Genomic DNA, 20,837 nt, shown 5'->3' with positions numbered 1-20,837 from the left:
GAAGCTCTCTTTTTCAAAGGTCTTATTTTCAAGATTGACGGCTGACAGGTAGAGAGAGCCGGAGGAGTGTGCCAGGAGTGAGGGTCGGATGTGATCCGTCTCTCAATCGTGGTGATAGGGGAGACCTTTGATGATGGAGATCCAGCGATACACCTGCTCTGCAAGGAAGAGGCGTATCATTTGGTGGGAAAATGTGAGCTTGCTAAGAGAGATTTTTTCGTGTGCCACGGCATAAACTTCATCCGAAAATCCGTAAGGTCCGCCAATGATCAAGACCATTCTTTTATAGGATGATTGTATCTGTCCATCGAGCCAAACCGCCATTTCGGACGATGTTCGCTCCTTGCCTCTTTCATCCAAAAGGATTATTCTGTCCGATGTTTCGAGTTTGCTCAAAATCAGTTCGCCCTCTCTCTTTTTCTGCTCTTCGGGGTCGAGCGATTTCCTGTTTTTTATATCCGGAATGGCTATCTCTTCCACAGAGATATACCTTCCGGATCTTTTGTAGTATTCTTGTGTGGCAGACTCCAAACCTTTGTCGTCCGTCTTGCCGATGTAGAGGATGACGATCTTATTCACTCCGAAAAGATTTTGGAACCTACTCTTACGATGGTTGCGCCGTATTCGAGGGCGATCTTGTAGTCGTGGCTCATTCCCATGGAAAGCTCTTTGAATGTGGCAGGCAGCTCAAGTTCGTCGGCTTTTGCCTGTACCTCTTTCATGAGATCGGATACTTGTTTGAACTCCGAGCGTATCTGTGCTTCGTCGTCCGTATTGGTTGCCATGGTCATCACGCCTGCAAACTCGACATTCTTGTACTTCTGCCATGGCTTGGAGGCGATAAGGGCGCGAAACTCTTCCGGTGAGAGTCCGGATTTGGTCTCTTCCTGTGCGATATGGATCTGCAACAAGACACGGAGCGGAGCCGTGCGACCCACTGCCTGTCCTGCTCTCTTGTCTATCTCTTCCAGTAGCGACTCAGAGTCCACACTGTGGATCGTGTGGATGAAAGGCGCAATATACTTCACCTTGTTACGCTGCAACTGACCTATCAGATGCCATTCGATGTCTTTCGGTGCTACTTCGTACTTGGCTCTCAACTCCTGTACACGGTTCTCTCCGAACACTCTCTGACCGGCACTCTCATAGGCTGTCATGAGAGCCTCGACCGGATAATATTTTGAGACAGCCACCAGCGTGACACTCCGATCTTGCGGAAGTGTCTGCCGGATAGCTTCTATATTTTCTCGGATGCTCATGCGTTACCTCTAAGGATGTCCATTATCATGGTTTCACTGACGGCGGCAAGCTCGTAGTCCATCATGCTTCCGCTCATTCCTTTGTGCAGTAGAGCTATGGCACCTTCTACGTCTGCTGCCTGCGAAAGCATATTGACGTACTTCTTCTTTTCTACTCCTGCTTTCTCGTCCAAAGAGATGAAGCCGACCTTCATCTTGTAAAACTTGTCGCCGTTCTCGTCTGTGAATATCTCGGCATACTTTACCTTCTTCACGCTGTCCACGATGAACGGACCACGCGGACCGAGTTCTTCGGCAAGTCTATTCTCTGCTTCGGTAAAGGAAAGAGCATCCAAAAGGTAGATTTCGGACACTTTCTTCATCTTTCCGTCCTGATTTTCTTCTTTCTCGTAGGTTACTTTACATTCAAACCAATTCATTTTCGTTGTTCTTTATATCTGTTATGCTATGTTACATTGATGTGTCTGTGCAAATTTTTCTACGGTTTCTCCGTCGTCGAAAGAGCCGATGCACTCTTTCAGTATGACGATATTCCGGGGAGGCATACCATGCTTGATGAGATCGCTCAGCGTGGTGAAGACACAATATTCGCCTGCTATGCCGCACACTTCGACAGAGGAAGAGGATCGGAGATATTCGGGCAGGCTCTCTCCGAATGCGCTATACTCATCTTTCTCTTGCAGCTTCCCTTTCTCCACAATAGTGATGCGAGGAGCAGCAGAACTGCCCTTTAGCTTGATGAGAGCCTGCATCAGCGGTTCGTATATAGCAGCTCCCACGCTCTGCTTGATGCAGTGCGGCGGCCACTCTCCGCCTTGAGCCACGAAGCTGCAGTGGTCTATCGGGTGAGCATCCACGGTAATTACGATCTGTTCCCACGCTTGGGTGGGAGCAAGAGCCTCTTTCTCTATCCGTTCCGTCAGCTTCAGCATTGCCGCTTCAGCTTTGGGTACAGCCAATGATCCCGATATGAAGTCTATTTGTGGATCTACGATCAATAGTGTTTTCATGTTCTGTGTCTGTTCTTTACGCATTGAGATTGTTGATGAGAGGGTTGGCGTACATCTCCAGAATGCGTTCTCTGAGAAATGCTTCATCCTTTTCTCCTCCCGATATCTCTATCTTCGCAATCTGTTCGGCGAAGTAACGCTCTATCTCTTCCAGATCTTTTTCTCCGTACATACTGCCTTGATACTTCTTTGTTCCGTTGAGAAGATCATAGGCGATGTAGTTTATTTCATAGAGTCTATATCTTTTGTGTATCCGCTTGTCTATCTCTTCTGCCCAGGCTTGAAGGGCTTCTTTCGTCGGGAGTCCGGTACTAAAGTCGCCCATCGGATCGCATACGGAAAGGTGTACACGCCCTTTCTTGCCTACGATACCCTGCTGCATGTTTTTGAGATCATCCATCTGGCTCTTCTTGTGATCCGGATTGATCTTTTTCTGTAACATCTCTTGCGCTTTGAGATAGTCGCATGGGTCGTACTCGTAAGAGAGCGATACGGGAACGATTTTCAACTCCCGGAGAGCGGTGTCGGTATCTTTGTCCGAACTCATCGTCAGCATTTTCAGCATGGCTGTCTGCGTCCGGTCGTTGGAGTCTTTGGCTCTACCCTCTCTTTGAGCTATCCATACCGGTTCGCCGGTCTCGGTAATGGTGTGGCGGATATAGGAAGAGAGCTTTTTGCTTTCGGCGAGCATCTCTCTGACGGATACCGCTCGTTTGACGATAAAAGAGTTGTTGATCCTGACGAGTTGCCTTATCCACTCCTTGATGAGAAGGTTATCGCCTATCGCGATTTGAGGGAACAGCTTGCCGTTCTGAAAGAGTAAGACGCTGAGGAAAGAGGCATCCAAGACAATGTCTCTATGGTTTGTGATAAAGGTGTAAGCCTTATCTCCCTCTATTTTACTCATGCCGGAAGCAGAGAGAGAAAAGCAACTTTTCTTGGCGATCTGCATTACGACCGGAAGAGAGATGTGTTTCTTGAAGTCGTAAATGGTTCGGATCCGCGGTTGCAACGCTTCCAAATCTTTTGCCGTATGCCCCGGCAGCATCAGAGGAATAAGGGCACGAAGCGTCTCATCCTGCAATAGCTGTGCAAATGCTTCCGGTATCTCTGTTTCGTTTAGCGGTCTTATGTCTTTGTAAAGATCGTTGGATATGTTGGTTGTTTCCATACTTTCAGTTTCGATTTTGTGTTGGTTGATCAGTGCGATAGTGTCTGCTCTATCGGGGCATATACTCAGGCGTTCAGGTTGTACAGGATGATCTCTTTCAAGACCTCTTTCATGGACAGTCCTGCAGCTTCTACCTGTTGCGGAATAAAGCTTGTGGGGGTCATGCCGGGCGTGGTATTGACTTCCACCAGATAGGGTGTGCCTTCGGGAGATATGAAGTAATCTATCCGGATGATGCCTTTTGCATTGAGAGTAGAATAGATGCGAACGGTCAGGTCTTGGATTAGAGCAAACTGTTCTGCCGGGATACGTGCCGGAGTGATCTCTTCAACCTGTCCGTTGTACTTCGCATCAAAGTCGAAAAACTCGTTTTTACTCACCACTTCGGTTACCGGAAGCACATGTATGCCATCGCTATCCTTGTAGCAGCCGCACGTTACTTCCGTGCCGGTCAGGAGCTGTTCGAGGATCACGTCTCCCCCTTCTGCGGTGGCATCCATTACGGCTTTTTCAAGCTCTTCTGCCTTTTTTACTTTGGTTGTAGCCACGCTGGAGCCTCCGGCATTCGGCTTTACGAACAGCGGAAGCCCAAGTCCTTTGACGATTTCCTGCTTATCGTAGGTGTCTCCTTCGCGAACAAGAATCGCTTTGGCAACATTGTAACCGAGAGCAGAAAGGCTTCTGTTGCAGAAGAACTTGTTAAAGGTCAGAGCGGAAACGAAAGCAGGGCAAGTGGAATGAGGGATCCCAAGCATCTCGAAATAGCCCGGAAGAAGTCCGTTTTCGCCCGGAGTGCCGTGGATGGTAATGTAGGCAAAGTCGAACCGAGCCTTTTCTCCATTAGGATAGTAGGAAAAGTCGTTTTTATCTATCGGGTACTCCTTGCCGTTTTCATCCGTTGCCACCCATTTCTTAGAGGTGATGATGACCGGAACGGCAGAGAACATTTCCTTGTCCAAAAAGGATAAGATACCTGCCTGACTCTTTAGAGAGACACCGTATTCACCGGAATCTCCTCCGGCTATAACGGCTATGTTGATTTTATTCATTTCAGCTCCTTGCTTCATATTCGTTTACTCGTGCTATTTACTACTCTATGCCCTCGTTGGCATATCGTCTCCACTTCTCCAGCAACATGGAGATGTCATCGGGTAGAGGGGCAGAAAACTCCATCTGTTCACCTGTGACGGGATGTACAAATCCGAGAGTTGCAGCATGTAATACCTGTCGGGGACATATCGCCATGCAGTTGCTCACAAACTTTTTATAGTTTGCCGTGGACTGTCCTCTGAGGATCTTCTCTCCGCCGTACCGCTCATCTGCAAAGAGCGGATGCCCCAAGTGCTTCATGTGTGCACGTATCTGGTGGGTTCGTCCCGTTTCGAGCCTGCACTCTATCCATGTTACGTAGCCCAGCGTCTCCAATGTTTTGTAGTGTGTAACGGCACTCTTTCCTATCTCACCCTCGTACGGATAGACCGCCATCTGCATTCGGTCTTTCGTGTCTCTCGCTATGTTTCCTTTTATTGTACCCTCTTTGGGTTCGGGGCGTCCCCATACCAAAGCGCGGTAAGACCTTGTTGTCGTTTTGTCGAAAAACTGTCTGCTGAGGTGTGTTTTGGCTTCAGCCGTTTTTGCTACCACGAGCAGTCCGCTCGTGTCCTTGTCTATCCGATGCACCAGACCTACTCTCGGATCATTCGGATCATAGTTCGGATCATCCTTCAAATAGTAGGCAAGCGCATTCAGGAGCGTGCCTGTATAGTTGCCATGACCCGGATGCACCACCAGCCCGGCAGGTTTATTCACCACCAGCAGCTCGGAGTCTTCATACACGATCTCCAGTGGGATGTTTTCCGGAATGATTTCAAACTCATAAGGAGGCCTTTCGAGACGCAGACTTACCTCGTCCAGAGGTTTTACTTTATAGTTGCTCTTGACCGGACGATCGAATACAAAGATAGCGCCTGCATCGGCTGCCTGCTGTATGCGATGCCGTGAGACGTTCGGCATACGGTGGACGAGGTATTTGTCTATACGCAAAGGGGCTTGCCCTTTATCCACTTTGACGCTGAAGTGTTCGTATAGCTCTATGACCTCATCTTCTTCATCCGACAGAGGCAAGTTGTCTAAATCCAAATCCTGCATCAGAGAAAGTCCTCATCTATTTGTGCTTCATCTTCGCCTGTTCCCAGAGAATCTTCCGGAGCAAGCATGGCATCCTCATTGTAGAGCGAGTTGATGTTATTGGAAGAGACCTCCAAGATGAGCTTGCTGTTGTATGCAACCAGCGTTCCCTCCTTGAGTTCTCGTCCCGAAGCATCTGTTACACGCAGGGCAAGATCGTTATACGGCCCACTCACATAAGCGATGGTGATATTGGTAAAACCGCTACTGCGGAGCAGAGCTTCGGCTTGTCTCATGGAGACTTCACTGATCTTCGGGATGCGTTTCTGTGCTATCTGGAATGTATTTATGGTAGCATAGACGGAGCGATGCCTTTTAATCTTGGCACCTCCTCCGGGTGTAAACTCCAAGATAACCCCTCTCGGATGGGTGGAGCTATACACTGAGTCTGTTACGTTCAGCATCAAGTCTTGCGATGCCAAAAGGGTCTGTGCTTCCTCTATCGTCATACCTTTGATGTCGGGAACCACTACCGCGTCGTTGTGATTGGTGTACACTTTCAGCAGAGCCATGATGACCCAGATGCCTGCTATGGCAAGCAGAATCATCAGACCGATATTGATGACGAACTTTGTAAGGGATTTCATTTTCTTTATCTCAGAATCTTCGCGTTGTAAACATAGTGAGACCTTTATCCTACGGCATACAGCATAAGCTTTCTCCTCTAAAAGTCCTCATACAAAAGTACAAAAAGAAAAAGGAAGAGCGGTATATGTTCGGTATAATTGCAAAAAACTGCGTATCTTTGACGCCGGAAATATTTCCAATACAACAAATTCAATATCAAAGTAACACCAAATGAAAGTAGACAAAAATCTATTTGTTGAAGCACAATATAAGCTTTATGCTCAGACCAAAGGCGTAGAAGGGGAAGAGCTGGTAGAAGAGACTACAAGCGAAGTACCTTTTCAGTACATTCACGGACTGGGCATGATGTTGCTCGCTTTCGAGCAACACCTTCTTGGTTTGGAGCCGGGAGAGAAGTTCGACTTCGTACTCTCTTCAAAAGATGCTTACGGAGAGCATTCCGACGAATACATCACCAATCTTCCTAAAGAGATATTCATGGTAGAAGGTGAGTTCGATAGCGAGATGGTTTTTGAAGGAGCGCAAGTACCTTTGATGGACGCTGAGGGTCATCAGTTGATAGGTACAGTGGTTGAGGTTGCCGACGAACACGTAAGAGTGGATCTGAACCACCCTCTTGCCGGAAAAGATTTGCACTTCATCGGAGAGATAATAGACGTACACGAAGCCACTACGGAAGAGATCGAGATGTTCTTCCCTCAAAACGGCGGATGCTGTAGCAGTGGAGACTGTGGCAGTGGTGGCTGCAGCAGTGGCGGTTGTGGCTGTTGCTAAGAAAAAGGATACTCCTTTTACGGAGAGATGATACGGAAAGCGTTCGGAGCAGAGATCCGAACGCTTTTTTTGTTTCCGGATTCTCGATTTTGAGGAGTTGTTCCACGCTCCGGATGTTCCTTTCCTCCCTTTTCCGAATGTCCCGGAAAAGCTCTTTTAGCCATTACCCGGAGACGGAAAAATGGTAGCCGGCGATGTGTGCCGAGACAGTACCTTGCTTGAACAAGAATGCCGTTCAGAGTGAAATTTTTATACAAAAATGAAAACCGGTTTTTTGCTCCGATTTTTCGCTCTTTTGGACACATATTTCTTTATTGCGCTTCTTGTTTTCTCTTATCTTATTGTCCGGTAGGGGATTATAAAATCAGCCCGAATTTGGAAAAATTTTTTCTTCAGTCCGTTTGATGGGCTGTTTTCGCGTTAATAGCTGTGAATTTTAACGCCCTCGTCTGTGAATAAATCCTAACTCATTTTTCGGTCAAAAAATGGCAAAAATAGGGTGAAAAACCTCAAAGTCTTAATTGTCAATGTTATAAGTAAAAATTCTAAACACTTTAATCGAATCCGGTAAACGTATTAAATGAAATCGGTAAACGTGTTCATTGAAAAATTAAACACGTTAAGCCGAAACAATANTAATCGAATCCGGTAAACGTATTAAATGAAATCGGTAAACGTGTTCATTGAAAAATTAAACACGTTAAGCCGAAACAATATGCTCGTTTAGTGTTTTGAGTGAACCTGTATCGGAAATTGTGTTAATAAAATGGGGTGAATTTAACAATTTGGTCGTACTCTGAAAACGACCCCTCCGATCAAAATAGAGAGTGCAATTTGGGCACAGACGGAAAGGGATGGAATATATAAAAATCTCAGCTTGGGAGAGTGGGTGTTCAGCTCAACTTTTTCAAGACAAAGAGTGTGTAGAGAGCATTGGCATAGGACACCGCACTATTTGCTTTGTCGTGCCACTCTGCGCCAAAGAGTCGGGACAGCTGCTTTAGAGAGAAGAATCGCCCTTGCGATACCTCTTCCGGCAGCTTCTCCAGGGCAAGAGCCATCGTGCAGAGCTGCTCTTTCTGCTCCATGAGAGTGTGCAGAGCTTCGTGCCGAGGCAGTGCGTGGCGGAGTACAGCCAGATCGAACGGTAGATTGTGCCCGACAAGAATATCCGCCCGCTCCATATACCGGAGCAGGACAGGGGCAAGAGCGTCTATGGGCAAGCCGTATCGCCGGACACGTTCCGCAGAAAGCCGGTGCACGCTTACGGCTTCGGGAGAGCCAATGGTCTCTTGGTAGATCAGAGAGGTGTGCGAACAGATGGGAGAAAGCTCGCCATCGGCCAACAGCAGGGTCGCTTCCAAAGGCAGGGGCGGATCCGTATCGGGGTGCTGTTTATCGAATAGTCCGGTTGTCTGCACATCTATGATAAGGTATTTTCCTGCCTTATCGGGGTTGTCGCTTTGGGGCAGAGAGCGGAGAAGCGTTCGGGCAGAGAGAGCGGAAGAAGGTGTTCCCGGTTCGGGATAGAGCCTACTGCCCTTTTTGAAAGATGCGGAGGCTCTTCGCCTTTTACCGTAGAGGTACAGGCGGTAGAGGAGTGTGGCGACCAGGGAAATGGGTATCACCACCGTTATCAGGTATTTTAGATAGAGCATCGTCCAAAAATAGTAACTTTGTCCGGATAATAATGGAAAATATGAAATCTGAATCAACGATAATTTATCCCGACTTTTCCGATCTTTCCACACCGTCTCTCAGCCGGAAGATCACGGAAGGGATAGAAGCACATAAGAGAGAAGTGGCGGAGATAAAGAGCGTAGCGGAAAAGGATGCTACGTTTGAAAACGTGATTCTTGCCCTCGAACGGAGCGGACAAGCACTCGAACAGGCAAGCAATCTCTTCTTTAACCTCCTGCATACGGACAGTACCGATGAGCGTCAGACAGAGGCAGAGCGTCTTGTGCCCCTCTTGACCGAATGGAGCAATGCCATGAAGTATGACGATGTTCTGGCGCAGCTCATCAAAACAGTGTATGAGAAGCAACCCCAACCCGAAGATGAAGCAGACCGCAGACTGCTTCAACGCACCTACGAGGGGTACAGAGACAGCGGTGCATACCTCGAAAAGGAGAAGAAGAGAGAGCTGGAAGAGATTAAGTCTGCCCTTAGCAGCCATACACTTGCATTTGCCAACCATGTGCTGGTAGAGCAGAACGCTTTCATTTTTCATACGGAGAACGAAGCGGATCTTAAGGGTATCCCTGCCACGGCACTTGCCATAGCTCACGAGAAAGCCAAGAGCAAAGGGCTGAACGGCTGGGTTTTCGACCTTTCCGCACCCTCTTTCCTTGCCGTGATGAGCTACGCCGAGGATAGGGAGCTGCGCCGTAAATTTTATATGGAAAGGCAGACGCTGGGCAATCATCCCGAAAAGTCGGAGACTTACAACGGAGATCTCCTGAGAGAGATAGCCCGACTGCGACTTCGGATGGCACAGATACTCGGAGAGCCGACCTACGCTCATCTCTCTCTGAGAAAGAAGATGGCACACTCTCCGAAAGGGGTCTATAAAATGCTCGACAGCCTCAAAGCGGCATATAAACCGAAAGCGGAAGCGGAGCTGGAAGAGGTGAGACGCTTCTTTGTCTCGGAGGGCTTTATCGGGAAAGAGGATCGTCTTCAGCCCTGGGACTGGGCTTTTGCTTCCGAAATGTATCGCCAACGTATGTTGAAGTTCGATGCCGAAGAGCTTCGCCCCTATTTCTCGTTGGATAAGGTGATAAAGGCGGTGTTCGGACTGGCTGAAACACTCTTCGGCATAGAGTTCCGCCCGGACTCCGATGCTCCTGTTTACAGAGAGGATGTGGCTGCCTATCGAGTGGTACGCACTTCTACCGAAGAGGTCGTGGGTATTCTGTACACGGACTTCTTCCCCAATCCGGGTAAGCAAAACGGGGCATGGATGACCAACTTTTCGGAACATTGGATGGATGCAGAGGGTATTGCCCATCTGCCGGTGGTGAGTATCGTCATGAATTTTACTCCTCCCACTTCCACTCAGCCCTCTCTGCTCACCTACGATGAGGTGAATACGTTCCTGCATGAGTTCGGACACGCTCTTCACGGACTACTGACCCGAGTGAAGCATGGATCTTTAAGCGGAACGAATGTAGTACGGGATTTTGTGGAGTTGCCCTCGCAATGGATGGAGAATTTTCTGCGTCAGCCGGATTATGTGGCATCGTTTGCGCATCATCACGAAACGGGCGAGCCGCTTCCGAAAGAGCTTTTGGAGAAGCTGCTGTCTACCCAAAACTTCCTTTCCGGATATGCAGGGCTTCGTCAGCTGAACTTTGGGTATCTCGATATGTTCTGGCATACGCTGTCGGACATAGAGGCTATCCCGACGGTGGCAGAGGCAGAAGCCGAGGCTTGCAAGGCTACCACTTTGATAGATACACCCTCTGAGGTAGCAATCTCAACGGCATTCAACCACATCTTCAGCGGGGGATATGCTGCCGGATATTATGGCTACAAGTGGGCGGAAGTGCTGGATGCCGATGCGTTCGACTACCTCTTGGAGGAGGGTTTATGGAGCGGAACGGTGGCTTCAAAGTTTCTACATCACATTTTGGAGCAGGGAGATCTTCGGGATCCGGATATTCTTTACAGAGAGTTTAGAGGTCGGGATGCCAAGATAGATGCGCTGCTCAAAAGAGATGGCGTGGAGCAATAGAGTGAGTATAACATCATACATATATAATTAGGAACATGAACAGAACGATCCAAAGGGTAAATACCCTACTGCTTCTCATGGTTGTCTTTCTGGGTTTTACCGCTTGTCAGAAAGGAGATGAGGAAGCACAGAAAAATCTGGCAGGCAAATGGAGTGCAACCGAACTCAAACTGGGTACAAAAAGCATTGAGGTGTCCGACAGTCCGAGCATAGACCTGAAGGCAAACGGTACGATAAACATTGCCAACATAGACTTGAACAAGATCTTCCCGGACCTTCCGGTGCTTAAACAGATGAATATCATGCCGGAAGAGTGGACGCTCAACTGGAAGATTTTGGACGGTGTCTTCTCTCTAAGTGCCGGGATGGCTTCGGCAAAGTTTGACATCATCTCTTCGACAGAAGAGGATCTGGTGCTCAAACTGACCGATGCAAGTATATTGGGAGACCGCTCTGCAATGCCGGATGAGGAGGTTGTCATTACCCTGAAACGCATTGGCGATAATTGAATAATGGCGGGGAGGTTTGTCTATTCCGGCTATTTTATCTAACTTTGTGCCTCGCGTGGCAGGATATAGCCCTGCCGGCACAAAAATATTAACGTGTAATTTATTTATAGTAAACGTTTTATGAACAATTACGAAGCCGTTTTCATTTTAACTCCCGTTTTGTCTGAAGTTCAGATGAAGGAAGCGGTAGATAAGTTTACAGACCTCATCAAAACAAACGGAGGAGAACTTGTAAACCACGAAAATTGGGGCCTAAAGAAGTTGGCTTACCCAATCCTTAAGAAATCTACCGGTTTTTATCAGTTTGTAGAGTTTAAGGCAGAGCCTTCTTTTATTGAGACATTGGAATTGCAATTCCGTCGTGACGAACGTGTTATACGTTTCTTGACTTTCCGCCAAGACAAACACTTCGCAGAGTATGCCGAAAAGAGAAGAAAACTCAAAGGCAACAAGAGCACAACAGAAGCTCAAGTAGTAACCCCTAATGAAGAACAAACAGAAGCTTAATATTATGGCATCACAATCAGAAATCCGTTATCTTACTCCACTATCTGTGGATGTTAACAAGAAGAAGTATTGCAGGTTTAAGAAAGCCGGTATTAAGTTCGTAGACTACAAAGATCCGGAGTTCCTAAAGAAATTCCTTAACGAACAAGGAAAGATTATTCCTCGTCGTATCACAGGTAACTCACTCAAGTTCCAACGTCGTGTGGCTCAAGCTGTGAAGAGAGCTCGTCATATCGCGTTGTTGCCTTACGTGACAGACCTTATGAAATAAGAGTTTTTGTAGTAATAGTAAGAAACAACTAATATAAAGGAGACAGAATATGGAAGTTATTTTGAAAGAAGACGTGCAGAACCTTGGCTTCAAGGACGATATCGTTACGGTGAAGGATGGTTATGGCCGCAACTTTCTAATCCCTAGAGGTATGGCTGTGATAGCATCAGAGTCTGCCAAGAAAGTACTAGCTGAAAACCTTAGACAAAGAGCGCACAAGCTTGCTCAAATCAAGAAAGACGCTGAGGATTTTGCTCAAAAGCTGGACGGTGTTTCTCTAACCATTACGGTTAAGACAAGTGCACAAGGAACAATCTTTGGATCTGTAAACAATATTATGATCGCTGAAAAACTTGAAGAAAAAGGTTACAGCGTAGATCGTAAGAAGATTTCAGTTCCGGGTAATATCAAAGAAGTTGGTAGCTATGTCGCTAAGATTGCTCTTCACAAAGAAGTTAGTGTGGAGATTCCTTTTGAAGTGGTATCTGAGTCTGCGCCTGTGGCAGAAGCTGCTGAACAAGAGGTTGCAGCTACACAAGAGTAATATTCTCTTTGGCTATCCTCTGAAACACAATCTTCAAAACAATTTTATGTAGAAGTTTTTGGTGTTAATAATAATTTGTGAGAGATCTCGTCCTCTGAATAAGAGGGGCGAGATCTCTCTTTTTATTCCCTCCGCATGCTCCCTTTCCGTGTCTGCTTTTCCCTCTTCCCGTTTAAGGGTGTTCCGGTAGAAACATTACAGCCGAAAGAGATACAAAAACCGCGTTAGTTGCAGCCTTGACATCTTTTGACTTTAGTATATTATTGTTACCTTTGTCCCGCCGGTAAATCTAATAAGAACCTTACAACATTAACATTATATACTTGAAAGAGTCAAACTAAACTTAGGTCTGAATTATGGAGTGGTTTACTCAGTTATTTACGGTGCAAAGTGTCGCACAGTCTGTTCTTATTATAGCGCTGACGATAGCACTGGGCATCCAGTTGGGTAAGATCAAGATTGGTGGGATCAGTCTTGGTGTTACTTTTATTCTTTTTGTGGGAATACTCTTTGGAGAGTTAGGATGGCATGTCAATCATGAAGTCCTTCATTTTTTCAAAGAGTTTGGTCTCATTCTTTTTGTTTACTCGATAGGTATGGCGGTTGGACCGAGTTTCTTCTCCAACTTTAAGAAAGGGGGAGTTACCTACAACCTGCTGGCGGCTTCGATTGTCCTTTTGGGAGCCATTACAACCCTTGCCATACATTATATGACAAAGATTCCCGTTCCTACGATGGTCGGGATTATGTCCGGTGCTATCACCAATACTCCAGGTTTGGGAGCTGCTCAACAAGCTTATTCCGACGTTACCGGAGCTGCGGATCCTACCATTGCCATGGGGTATGCGGTAGCTTATCCTTTGGGTGTCGTCGGGATTATTCTCTCTCTTATTCTGATAAGGGTTGTTTTCAGAATCAATCTTGAAGAAGAGAAGAAAAGCAGAACAGTAGGAGCGGAAGAAGAAACTCAAACTCTCGTTCCGTTGTCCTTACTCGTTACAAATCCGGCCCTGAATGGTCGTACTATCATTGATATAGTAAAAGCATTGGAGGGAAGAGATTTTGTTGTCTCGCGTCATCTCTCCGGTCAGACCGGAAAGATAGAGGTGGCAAACGGACAAACCGAGCTGCATACCGGAGATAAGCTCTTTGTGATCGCACAGAGAGACGATGTCGATGCCATCACAACCATCATAGGAGAGCAGATCGTCATGGATAGAAAGCAGTGGGTTCCAGCTCATGCAGAGTTTGTGAGTCGCCAAATCCTGGTAACGAATGGCAGACTGTCCGGAAAGAAAATCGCTGATCTGCAGTTGAGAAAACTTTATGGTGTGAATCTTACCCGACTTACACGTTCCGGTATAGACCTTGTAGCTTCTCCGGACTTGCATATTCAGGTTGGGGATAAGCTTACCATTGTTGGTAGTGATCCTGCAATAGCTCAAGTGGAAAAGATGATGGGGAATAAGGTTAAGCATCTTCACGAACCCAACTTGTTCTTCATATTTATAGGTATCGCTTTGGGTATCATTCTCGGCTCTATTCCTATTCTTGTTCCAGGTATTCCTCAACCTATTAAGTTAGGATTGGCAGGCGGTCCATTGGTTATTTCCATACTTATTAGTAGCTTTGGATACAGATTTAAGATGGTTACTTATACCACTCACAGTGCTACTTTATTGATGCGAGAGATTGGTATAAGCATCTTTTTGGCTTGCGTTGGTATCGGAGCCGGTAACGGATTTATAGATACGATCGTAAATCAAGGGGGGTGGCAGTGGATAGGATATGGTTTTATCATAACCGTTTTACCGCTACTCATTGTCGGAGCTATTGCGAGAGGAGTCTTCAAGGTGAACTATCTAAAGTTGATGGGACTTATATCGGGTAGTACCACAGACCCTCCTGCGCTTGCTTATGCCAATGCAACTGCCACAAATGATGACCCCGCCATTGCATACGCAACCGTTTATCCGCTGACAATGTTTCTACGAGTAGTGGTCGCACAGCTGATGATCTTGCTGTTTATATGATAAATTAGAGGTAGAATAAAACTTCAGATGGGACGAATAGACAAACAAACTCAAGTACCGGAGCCAACACTGCGCAGATTGCCGTGGTATTTGGCTCATGTAAAACTGATGCAAGCAGAAGGACTCAAAAGTATTTCCTCTACTGCCATAGCAAAGTGTATAGGTATAGATCCGGCTTTGGTAGCCAAAGACCTCTCTTACGTGGATATTTCCGGTAAGACACGTGTCGGTTATGGGGTGGATCAGATGGTTTCTGTCTTAGAGTCTTTTCTGGGTTTCACTCAGACTCACAAGGCTTACGTGTTCGGGGTGGGCAACTTAGGTGCTGCTCTTTTGGCGGATAAAGGACTGAGCCAGTACGGCATGGAGATTGTCGCAGGTTTTGATGTCGATCCGTCTATCTGTGGAACGACCATTTCGGACACTCCTATTTATCATTTGGACGAGTTGGATCGGGTGATGAAAGAAACTCCCGGCTCTATCGGAGTGCTTACCGTCCCGATCTCTAAAGCGCAAGAAGTGGCGGATATTGTAGTGAGCAAAGGTATCAGAGCCGTTTGGAACTTTACCCCATTTCGGATAAAAGTTCCTGAAGATATTGTAGTGCAAAATACCTCCATGTATGCACATCTTGCAGTGATGTTCAACAGACTCAAGAGTTGACACTGTACAGACTGCCGGTGTACAAGGCAAGGTAGAAACGGATAATAAATGAAGATATTCAGTCTTTCGGGACATTTGTATTCGGGTAAGAGAACACAGTCTGAGTTTTCGGATGATGCTGTGGTTCTCCTACCCGATTCTGCTTATGTAAAGAGCGGAAAGCCGGTTTTCCCTCCCATTGAAGAGGGCGAGCCTGTTGCCGTAATGCCTGTGCTGGTATTGAAGATGAATCGTATAGGCAAGAGCATCGCTCCCAGATTTATACATCGTTACTACTCTGCCATAACCGTTGGTTACTCTCTTCTATTGCCTGAACTGCTCGACACACTCTCTTCCCAAGGAGTACCGACCTTCTCTGCTTACGGCTTCGATGGTGCTTTGGTTTGGGGAGAGACAGGATTCTCCCCCGAACTTATCAGGGAGAATGGTGCGGTGAAAGTTTTCCATCAAAAAGGAGAAGCGCAAGAAGAGATTCATATCCCCGTCGAGCTTTTGACCAAAGCAGAAGAGACTCTTGCCCGTCTAAGCAGGTATCACACCATTAAGATTGGAGACATTTTCCTGCTCCCTCTCCGGCAGGCATTCGACACGGCAGCTATAGGAGACAACCTCTGCCTCTTATTGGAGGACACAAATCAAAAAGAAGAAGCACAGCTTTTGACCAGACTGTCTCTTCGATAAAGAACACATTAGAACTTAGCTAAACAATGAATATATTATCGCCCGATGCCATAGTGATGGCGGCAAAAGATCTGGGCATTTCAAAAGCAAACTATTCGCTCATAAAGACACTTCTGTTGGGCTTTCTCGGTGGAGCTTTCATCGCAATGGGAGGGACGCTCTCCGTTCTTGTCTCCGGAGGAATGCCGGCACTTACTGCCGAGAACCCCGGACTGCGAATGCTCTTGTCGGGAATGACTTTCCCCGTGGGCATTATCCTTGTCGTTATTGCAGGGGCAGAGCTTTTCACCAGCAACAATGCTGTCTTGATGCCGGGATTTTGGAATAAAGACTTTGGTCTGAAAAAGCTTCTTCGGAACTGGACACTGGTCTTCATCATGAACCTTGTAGGTGCGGTTTGCTTTGCGTACCTCTTGGTCTATCTCGTGGGACTCTTTGCGCAAGACCCTTGGCACAGTACGATCATCGGAATAGCGGAGTATAAAACTTCCGCTCCCTTTTGGAAAGTTTTCGTGAAAGGGATTGGTGCCAACTGGCTGGTCTGTTTGGCCATCTGGATGGGGCTTAGTGCTACGACCACGATAGGTAAGATTTGGGGACTTTGGTGGCCGGTAATGACATTCGTGGCGCTGGGCTACGAACACTGTGTAGCCAATATGTTCTATATCCCTCTCGGTATGATGGAGGGTGCGGATGTCTCTCTCTCAGACTTCCTTTGGGGCAACCTTCTGCCGGCAACCCTTGGTAATATCGTGGGAGGAGGGCTTATGGTTGGCACTTGGTACACCTCTTCTTTTTTGAAAAAATATTGACACTATACAGCATACGTTATGAGACAGCGAGCTTACTTTGTAAATCCTTTCCTGCTGATCTTTTTGGTCTCATTCCTGAGCATCAATAAGCTCTCCGCCCAAACCGCTTTATCGTCGGATGTTTATCTGCCGGCTCTCTCTCCCATTGTTACTGCCGCATCTTCCTTATCCATAGTCACGGATGCTCGCAGTGCGGCATTAGGAGGTCTTGGTGTCGCAACGGAAGCGGACGCCGTCTCTGCTTACTTCAACCCCGCAAAGCTCTCTCGTGCCGGTAACTCCTATGGTGTTTCTGTCGCTTATCTCTCGTGGCTGAGTGCAATAACGGATGGAATCGGTATAGCAGACCTGACCGGATATTTCCGTCCTTCCTTTTTGGGAGCGGAGCGGAAGCATACTTTCGGCGTTTCCCTCCGTAGAATGAATATTGACGATGTGCATGTCTTTGGGAAGTCCGGCTCTATCACACATACCTTCAGCCCTTTTGAAGCATCGGCTCAGCTCTCTTACGCTTATGCTCTTTCCGATAAGTGGTCTTTTGGAACAGGTTTGAGATATTTCTATACCGCAGGTTCATCGGGGCATCTCTCCTATTATCCCTCTGTGGGTAACTTTACTTTCGATTTGGGAGCACTTTTCACCGACTATCTGGATGCCGAAAAGAAGCACAAACTGACCGCCGGAGCATCTGTCCTGAATATCGGTCCGAAGCTGAAGATAGGCGAGAGCAGTAAGTCTCTTTTCATGCCGACCATGTTGCGCGCAGGGGTTGGGTATCAGACCCGATTTGCCAAAAATATCTCCTTGGCATCTTATTTGGAGCTGGAAAAACTGCTTGTGCCATCTTATCCTATCGGGAAAGACTCGGACGGAACCACGGATCTCATAGACGAGTATTACTCCACTACCGCACTTCAAGGCATATTTGCCTCATTCTCTGATGCTCCGGAAGGGTTTGGTGAAGAGCTTAGAGAGTACACACCGGCACTGGGTATCGAGGCAGGGTACAACGATCTGGCTTTTCTTCGTCTCGGTTACAAGTATATGCATCCCTCGAAAGGATCGGACAGTGGATTCTCTATGGGAGTCGGCGTAAAGTACAAGTTCGTCCGTTTCGACTTTGCCTACTTTGCTGCCATAAGCGCACGCAATCCTCAGAATGGTACGCTCCGTCTTTCGCTTACCGGCTCGTTTTAATCCATTCATCCACAGAAACAAAAAGATAAGACTATGGGAGTGAACATAAGGGTAGGGTTCGGATACGACATTCACAGGCTTGTTCCGGATAGAGATCTCATTATCGGAGGGGTTCGCATACCTCATTCGGTCGGACTTTTAGGGCATTCCGATGCGGATGTCCTCCTTCATGCCATTTCCGATGCACTTTTGGGAGCGGCAAACTTAAGAGACATCGGCTACCATTTTCCCGATACAGACCCCAAGTATAAAGGGGCAGACAGTCTCTTTTTACTCGGAGAGGTCGCAGCCCTTCTCAAGGAGAAAGGATACGCCATAGGCAATATAGACTCCACCATTATAGCTCAAGCTCCGAAGATGAACCCTCATATCCCGGAGATGCAAGCCAATATATCGAGAGTCCTGAATATCCCTCAAGAAGATATTTCGATCAAGGCAACCACTCACGAAAGGCTCGATGCCACAGGGAATGAAGAGGGTATTGCCGCCATGGCTATGGCTCTTATATATAGGAACTAAGGCGTAGGAGAACCTATTGTCCCTCTCCGCTTTTTTCACTACTTTTGAACAGAACATTATATCAATCCATTTATATATGAAGTTTTTTGTAGATACAGCGAATCTGAACGAGATCAAGAGAGCCCACGAACTTGGTATTTTGGATGGGGTTACTACCAATCCGTCCCTAATGGCAAAAGAGGGAATCTCCGGAAAAGATGCTGTCATGAAACATTACAAGGCTATCTGCGACATAGTGGAAGACAAGGTTAGCGCCGAAGTTCTCTCTACTACATACGAAGAGATGATGGCAGAAGCCGAAGAGCTTATTGCGATATGTCCGGAAAAGATTGTCATCAAAGTTCCCATTATTAAGGATGGATTAAGAGTGATCAAGGAACTGACAGAAAAAGGTATCAGAACAAACTGCACTCTTATATTCTCTCCGGCACAAGCGCTTTTGGCGGCAAAAGCAGGAGCTACCTATGTATCTCCATTCTTGGGACGCTTGGACGATATTAGTCAGGATGGGCTTAATCTTATAGAAGATATTCGTGTGATCTTTGACAACTACGGATACACTACTGAGATTTTGGCGGCTTCCATCCGTTCTCCGCTGCATATAACACTTTGTGCAAAGATCGGTGCGGATGTCATTACATCGCCTTTGGACTCTATTCTGAAGTTGCTCAATCATCCTCTTACCGATACCGGCTTGGCAAAGTTTATCCAAGACTCGAAACAGCTGGTTTAGTTCGGCAGAATTATTTTAGGAACAAGGAAGAAGACCGATGTGCTTTNAAGTTTATCCAAGACTCGAAACAGCTGGTTTAGTTCGGCAGAATTATTTTAGGAACAAGGAAGAAGACCGATGTGCTTTTGGAGGAGCGCATCGGTCTTTTTATATAAAAACGTCATGCGGAAAATGGAGGGGAGAAGGGGCGATTTTCGGCTTGGAGGAGGCGAATTTGTCAAGTCGTTTTAAGATAAGATCTTTTGAATGAAAGCGATATGGCAAAATCTCATCTTCGGAGAAAAAATTTTCTTAGTCCGTTTGATGGGGCTTTTTCGCGTTAATAGGTGTGAAATTTAACACCTTTACCTGTAAATGTTTCCTAATAAAGAAATTTGCCTTTTCGGGTGCATTTTAGGGTGAAAACAGATAAGATACTGATGTATAGCGTTTTAATGATTTTGGCTAAACACGTTAATCGAATCCGGTAAACGTGTTTAATGAAATCGGTAAACGTGTTCATTGAAAAATTAAACTTAATCGAATCCGGTAAACGTGTTTAATGAAATCGGTAAACGTGTTCATTGAAAAATTAAACACGTTAAGCCGGAAGAATATGCTCGTTTGGCGTTTTGGGTGAACCTGTATCGAAAATTGTGTTAATAAAACGGGTTGATTTAACAAATCCGGCACTCCTCCGAAAACGACCCCTCCGATCAAAATAGAGAGAGAAAAAACCGGGAAGAGGTATCGGTATGGAATATATAAAAATGACCTTCAGGGTTGGAGAGAAATGTGTCCGAAGAGGGGGATACATTATTTATATATATAGGGGAGAGCAGTTGGGGAGAGGAAATAGCGGTTTTCGATAAAATGTTTGATTCTCTTCAGTCTTGNGGGGGATACATTATTTATATATATAGGGGAGAGCAGTTGGGGAGAGGAAATAGCGGTTTTCGATAAAATGTTTGATTCTCTTCAGTCTTGATAACAAGCGGATTAAGTGCTGTTTTGGGAGTGCTGTTTGATATGTTTGTCTATCTTTTGTTAGTAAAGTTTGGTAGAATGAAAAACTCTTTCTAACTTTGCACCCACGAAACGGGATGCTGTTTGATATGTTTGTCTATCTTTTGTTAGTAAAGTTTGGTAGAATGAAAAACTCTTTCTAACTTTGCACCCACGAAACGGGAGAGCGGATCTCCTGTGAGGAATACGAGATCATAGACATATCGGAAGAGAAGAATATAGTAGCATTGTCCTGTATGGAAATACGGGATGGTATAAAACTACAATAACCGTATCATGCCGTTAACGGTATGATATGCGAGAGCAAAAAAATATAAGCAAAAGAAGGGCAGACGGTGGATGCCTTGGCTCTAAGAGGCGATGAAGGACGTGATAAGCTGCGAAAAGCTGTGGGGNAAAAAAATATAAGCAAAAGAAGGGCAGACGGTGGATGCCTTGGCTCTAAGAGGCGATGAAGGACGTGATAAGCTGCGAAAAGCTGTGGGGATCGGCAAATACGAAATGATCCACAGATATCCGAATGGGGCAACCCGGCATGCGACAGCATGTCACCTGTGAGATATTACAGGAGCGAACGTGGGGAACTGAAACATCTCATTACCCATAGGAGAAGAAAACAAAAGTGATTCCCTCAG

Annotated in this window: 23 protein-coding genes and 1 rRNA gene; 14 read left to right on the top strand and 10 right to left on the bottom strand. The window is 46.4% G+C overall.

The annotated features are described in order from the left end of the window. Window positions 1-102: 102 nt before the first annotated feature. The 8 genes from rlmH to HQ29_RS01545 form a co-directional block, all read right to left on the bottom strand. Window positions 103-579, bottom strand: a complete 477-nt coding sequence (gene rlmH / locus HQ29_RS01580; protein ID WP_036789717.1) for a 23S rRNA (pseudouridine(1915)-N(3))-methyltransferase RlmH — start codon at window positions 577-579, stop codon at window positions 103-105. Then, a complete protein-coding gene (locus HQ29_RS01575) occupies window positions 576-1,259 on the bottom strand; it encodes a YggS family pyridoxal phosphate-dependent enzyme (protein WP_036863481.1) in 684 nt (227 codons plus the stop codon). Before HQ29_RS01575 ends, rlmH begins: the two co-directional genes overlap by 4 nt. Then, entirely contained in the window at window positions 1,256-1,678 is a 423-nt protein-coding gene (locus tag HQ29_RS01570; RefSeq protein WP_036789726.1) for a DUF4494 domain-containing protein, read from the bottom strand. The genes HQ29_RS01575 and HQ29_RS01570 overlap by 4 nt, the downstream gene beginning before the upstream one ends. Before the next feature lie 21 nt (window positions 1,679-1,699). Continuing rightward, window positions 1,700-2,269, bottom strand: a complete 570-nt coding sequence (locus tag HQ29_RS01565; RefSeq protein WP_036863484.1) for an isochorismatase family protein — start codon at window positions 2,267-2,269, stop codon at window positions 1,700-1,702. Window positions 2,270-2,285: 16 nt separating this feature from the next. Beyond that, complete coding sequence (locus HQ29_RS01560) at window positions 2,286-3,440, bottom strand: lysophospholipid acyltransferase family protein (RefSeq protein WP_036863487.1); 1,155 nt, start codon at window positions 3,438-3,440, stop codon at window positions 2,286-2,288. Between the two features lie 65 nt (window positions 3,441-3,505). Beyond that, window positions 3,506-4,489: a D-alanine--D-alanine ligase gene (locus tag HQ29_RS01555; protein ID WP_036867309.1), complete on the bottom strand. Its 984-nt coding sequence runs from the start codon at window positions 4,487-4,489 to the stop codon at window positions 3,506-3,508. 40 nt (window positions 4,490-4,529) lie between these two features. Beyond that, on the bottom strand, window positions 4,530-5,588 hold the full coding sequence (locus HQ29_RS01550; RefSeq protein WP_036846644.1) for an RluA family pseudouridine synthase: 1,059 nt from the start codon (window positions 5,586-5,588) through the stop codon (window positions 4,530-4,532). Then, on the bottom strand, window positions 5,588-6,214 hold the full coding sequence (locus HQ29_RS01545) for a PASTA domain-containing protein (protein ID WP_052089677.1): 627 nt from the start codon (window positions 6,212-6,214) through the stop codon (window positions 5,588-5,590). Before HQ29_RS01545 ends, HQ29_RS01550 begins: the two co-directional genes overlap by 1 nt. A gap of 211 nt (window positions 6,215-6,425) precedes the next feature. On the opposite strand from HQ29_RS01545, the gene HQ29_RS01535 reads away from it, so the two are divergent. Continuing rightward, window positions 6,426-6,989, top strand: coding sequence for an FKBP-type peptidyl-prolyl cis-trans isomerase (locus tag HQ29_RS01535; protein ID WP_036867169.1), 564 nt, complete (start codon window positions 6,426-6,428; stop codon window positions 6,987-6,989). Between the two features lie 17 nt (window positions 6,990-7,006). Here the strand turns inward: HQ29_RS01535 and HQ29_RS01530 are convergent, their stop codons facing one another. Further along, a complete protein-coding gene (locus HQ29_RS01530) occupies window positions 7,007-7,246 on the bottom strand; it encodes a hypothetical protein (RefSeq protein WP_152566463.1) in 240 nt (79 codons plus the stop codon). A 636-nt stretch (window positions 7,247-7,882) separates the two neighbouring features. Further along, the gene (locus tag HQ29_RS01525; RefSeq protein ID WP_036846639.1) at window positions 7,883-8,647 is read right to left on the bottom strand and encodes a 3'-5' exonuclease; all 765 of its coding nucleotides are present in this window, start codon (window positions 8,645-8,647) and stop codon (window positions 7,883-7,885) included. A gap of 41 nt (window positions 8,648-8,688) precedes the next feature. Here HQ29_RS01525 and HQ29_RS01520 point away from each other — a divergent pair, with 41 nt between their 5' ends. The 13 genes from HQ29_RS01520 to HQ29_RS01460 form a co-directional block, all read left to right on the top strand. Then, window positions 8,689-10,728 carry a M3 family metallopeptidase gene (locus HQ29_RS01520; RefSeq protein WP_036867306.1) on the top strand — a complete coding sequence of 680 codons (2,040 nt, stop codon included), beginning with the start codon at window positions 8,689-8,691 and terminating at the stop codon, window positions 10,726-10,728. Between the two features lie 35 nt (window positions 10,729-10,763). After that, window positions 10,764-11,237: a hypothetical protein gene (locus tag HQ29_RS01515; RefSeq protein ID WP_036789763.1), complete on the top strand. Its 474-nt coding sequence runs from the start codon at window positions 10,764-10,766 to the stop codon at window positions 11,235-11,237. Between the two features lie 120 nt (window positions 11,238-11,357). Further along, window positions 11,358-11,744: a 30S ribosomal protein S6 gene (rpsF, locus tag HQ29_RS01510; protein ID WP_052079375.1), complete on the top strand. Its 387-nt coding sequence runs from the start codon at window positions 11,358-11,360 to the stop codon at window positions 11,742-11,744. A 1-nt stretch (window position 11,745) separates the two neighbouring features. Continuing rightward, entirely contained in the window at window positions 11,746-12,015 is a 270-nt protein-coding gene (rpsR, locus tag HQ29_RS01505; RefSeq protein ID WP_200878513.1) for a 30S ribosomal protein S18, read from the top strand. A 49-nt stretch (window positions 12,016-12,064) separates the two neighbouring features. Beyond that, on the top strand, window positions 12,065-12,559 hold the full coding sequence (rplI, locus tag HQ29_RS01500; RefSeq protein ID WP_052089668.1) for a 50S ribosomal protein L9: 495 nt from the start codon (window positions 12,065-12,067) through the stop codon (window positions 12,557-12,559). 356 nt (window positions 12,560-12,915) lie between these two features. Beyond that, window positions 12,916-14,592 (top strand): putative transporter, encoded by a 1,677-nt coding sequence (locus HQ29_RS01495; RefSeq protein ID WP_036867166.1) that lies wholly within the window; start codon window positions 12,916-12,918, stop codon window positions 14,590-14,592. A gap of 27 nt (window positions 14,593-14,619) precedes the next feature. After that, complete coding sequence (locus tag HQ29_RS01490; protein WP_036867163.1) at window positions 14,620-15,255, top strand: redox-sensing transcriptional repressor Rex; 636 nt, start codon at window positions 14,620-14,622, stop codon at window positions 15,253-15,255. Window positions 15,256-15,303: 48 nt separating this feature from the next. Next, on the top strand, window positions 15,304-15,936 hold the full coding sequence (locus HQ29_RS01485; protein ID WP_036863495.1) for a hypothetical protein: 633 nt from the start codon (window positions 15,304-15,306) through the stop codon (window positions 15,934-15,936). Between the two features lie 26 nt (window positions 15,937-15,962). Beyond that, a complete protein-coding gene (locus HQ29_RS01480; protein WP_036789774.1) occupies window positions 15,963-16,748 on the top strand; it encodes a formate/nitrite transporter family protein in 786 nt (261 codons plus the stop codon). A gap of 18 nt (window positions 16,749-16,766) precedes the next feature. Further along, window positions 16,767-17,945, top strand: a complete 1,179-nt coding sequence (porV, locus tag HQ29_RS01475; protein ID WP_036867162.1) for a type IX secretion system outer membrane channel protein PorV — start codon at window positions 16,767-16,769, stop codon at window positions 17,943-17,945. Between the two features lie 39 nt (window positions 17,946-17,984). After that, the gene (gene ispF, locus HQ29_RS01470) at window positions 17,985-18,464 is read left to right on the top strand and encodes a 2-C-methyl-D-erythritol 2,4-cyclodiphosphate synthase (protein ID WP_036867302.1); all 480 of its coding nucleotides are present in this window, start codon (window positions 17,985-17,987) and stop codon (window positions 18,462-18,464) included. 76 nt (window positions 18,465-18,540) lie between these two features. Beyond that, a complete protein-coding gene (fsa, locus tag HQ29_RS01465; RefSeq protein WP_036789778.1) occupies window positions 18,541-19,197 on the top strand; it encodes a fructose-6-phosphate aldolase in 657 nt (218 codons plus the stop codon). Window positions 19,198-20,605: 1,408 nt separating this feature from the next. Continuing rightward, window positions 20,606-20,837 (top strand): 23S ribosomal RNA (locus HQ29_RS01460); the annotation flags it as partial.

Origin of the sequence: Porphyromonas canoris (assembly GCF_000765975.1) — a bacterium.
Taxonomy (GTDB): Bacteria; Bacteroidota; Bacteroidia; order Bacteroidales; family Porphyromonadaceae; genus Porphyromonas_A; species Porphyromonas_A canoris.
The sequence above is the reverse complement of the archived record's forward strand: the minus strand, read 5'-3'. Positions and strand labels throughout refer to the sequence as shown.

Coding starts and splice junctions, on each gene's coding strand:
- rplI (WP_052089668.1), top strand. CDS start 12,065: ATGGAAGTTATTTTGAAAGAAGACGTGCAGAACCTTGGCTTCAAGGAC.
- HQ29_RS01565 (WP_036863484.1), bottom strand. CDS start 2,269: ATGAAAACACTATTGATCGTAGATCCACAAATAGACTTCATATCGGGA.
- HQ29_RS01555 (WP_036867309.1), bottom strand. CDS start 4,489: ATGAATAAAATCAACATAGCCGTTATAGCCGGAGGAGATTCCGGTGAA.
- HQ29_RS01480 (WP_036789774.1), top strand. CDS start 15,963: ATGAATATATTATCGCCCGATGCCATAGTGATGGCGGCAAAAGATCTG.
- HQ29_RS01535 (WP_036867169.1), top strand. CDS start 6,426: ATGAAAGTAGACAAAAATCTATTTGTTGAAGCACAATATAAGCTTTAT.
- HQ29_RS01570 (WP_036789726.1), bottom strand. CDS start 1,678: ATGAATTGGTTTGAATGTAAAGTAACCTACGAGAAAGAAGAAAATCAG.
- HQ29_RS01560 (WP_036863487.1), bottom strand. CDS start 3,440: ATGGAAACAACCAACATATCCAACGATCTTTACAAAGACATAAGACCG.
- HQ29_RS01575 (WP_036863481.1), bottom strand. CDS start 1,259: ATGAGCATCCGAGAAAATATAGAAGCTATCCGGCAGACACTTCCGCAA.
- HQ29_RS01520 (WP_036867306.1), top strand. CDS start 8,689: ATGAAATCTGAATCAACGATAATTTATCCCGACTTTTCCGATCTTTCC.
- rpsF (WP_052079375.1), top strand. CDS start 11,358: ATGAACAATTACGAAGCCGTTTTCATTTTAACTCCCGTTTTGTCTGAA.
- fsa (WP_036789778.1), top strand. CDS start 18,541: ATGAAGTTTTTTGTAGATACAGCGAATCTGAACGAGATCAAGAGAGCC.
- HQ29_RS01495 (WP_036867166.1), top strand. CDS start 12,916: ATGGAGTGGTTTACTCAGTTATTTACGGTGCAAAGTGTCGCACAGTCT.
- HQ29_RS01550 (WP_036846644.1), bottom strand. CDS start 5,588: ATGCAGGATTTGGATTTAGACAACTTGCCTCTGTCGGATGAAGAAGAT.
- HQ29_RS01525 (WP_036846639.1), bottom strand. CDS start 8,647: ATGCTCTATCTAAAATACCTGATAACGGTGGTGATACCCATTTCCCTG.
- HQ29_RS01515 (WP_036789763.1), top strand. CDS start 10,764: ATGAACAGAACGATCCAAAGGGTAAATACCCTACTGCTTCTCATGGTT.
- HQ29_RS01485 (WP_036863495.1), top strand. CDS start 15,304: ATGAAGATATTCAGTCTTTCGGGACATTTGTATTCGGGTAAGAGAACA.
- HQ29_RS01490 (WP_036867163.1), top strand. CDS start 14,620: ATGGGACGAATAGACAAACAAACTCAAGTACCGGAGCCAACACTGCGC.
- porV (WP_036867162.1), top strand. CDS start 16,767: ATGAGACAGCGAGCTTACTTTGTAAATCCTTTCCTGCTGATCTTTTTG.
- HQ29_RS01545 (WP_052089677.1), bottom strand. CDS start 6,214: ATGAAATCCCTTACAAAGTTCGTCATCAATATCGGTCTGATGATTCTG.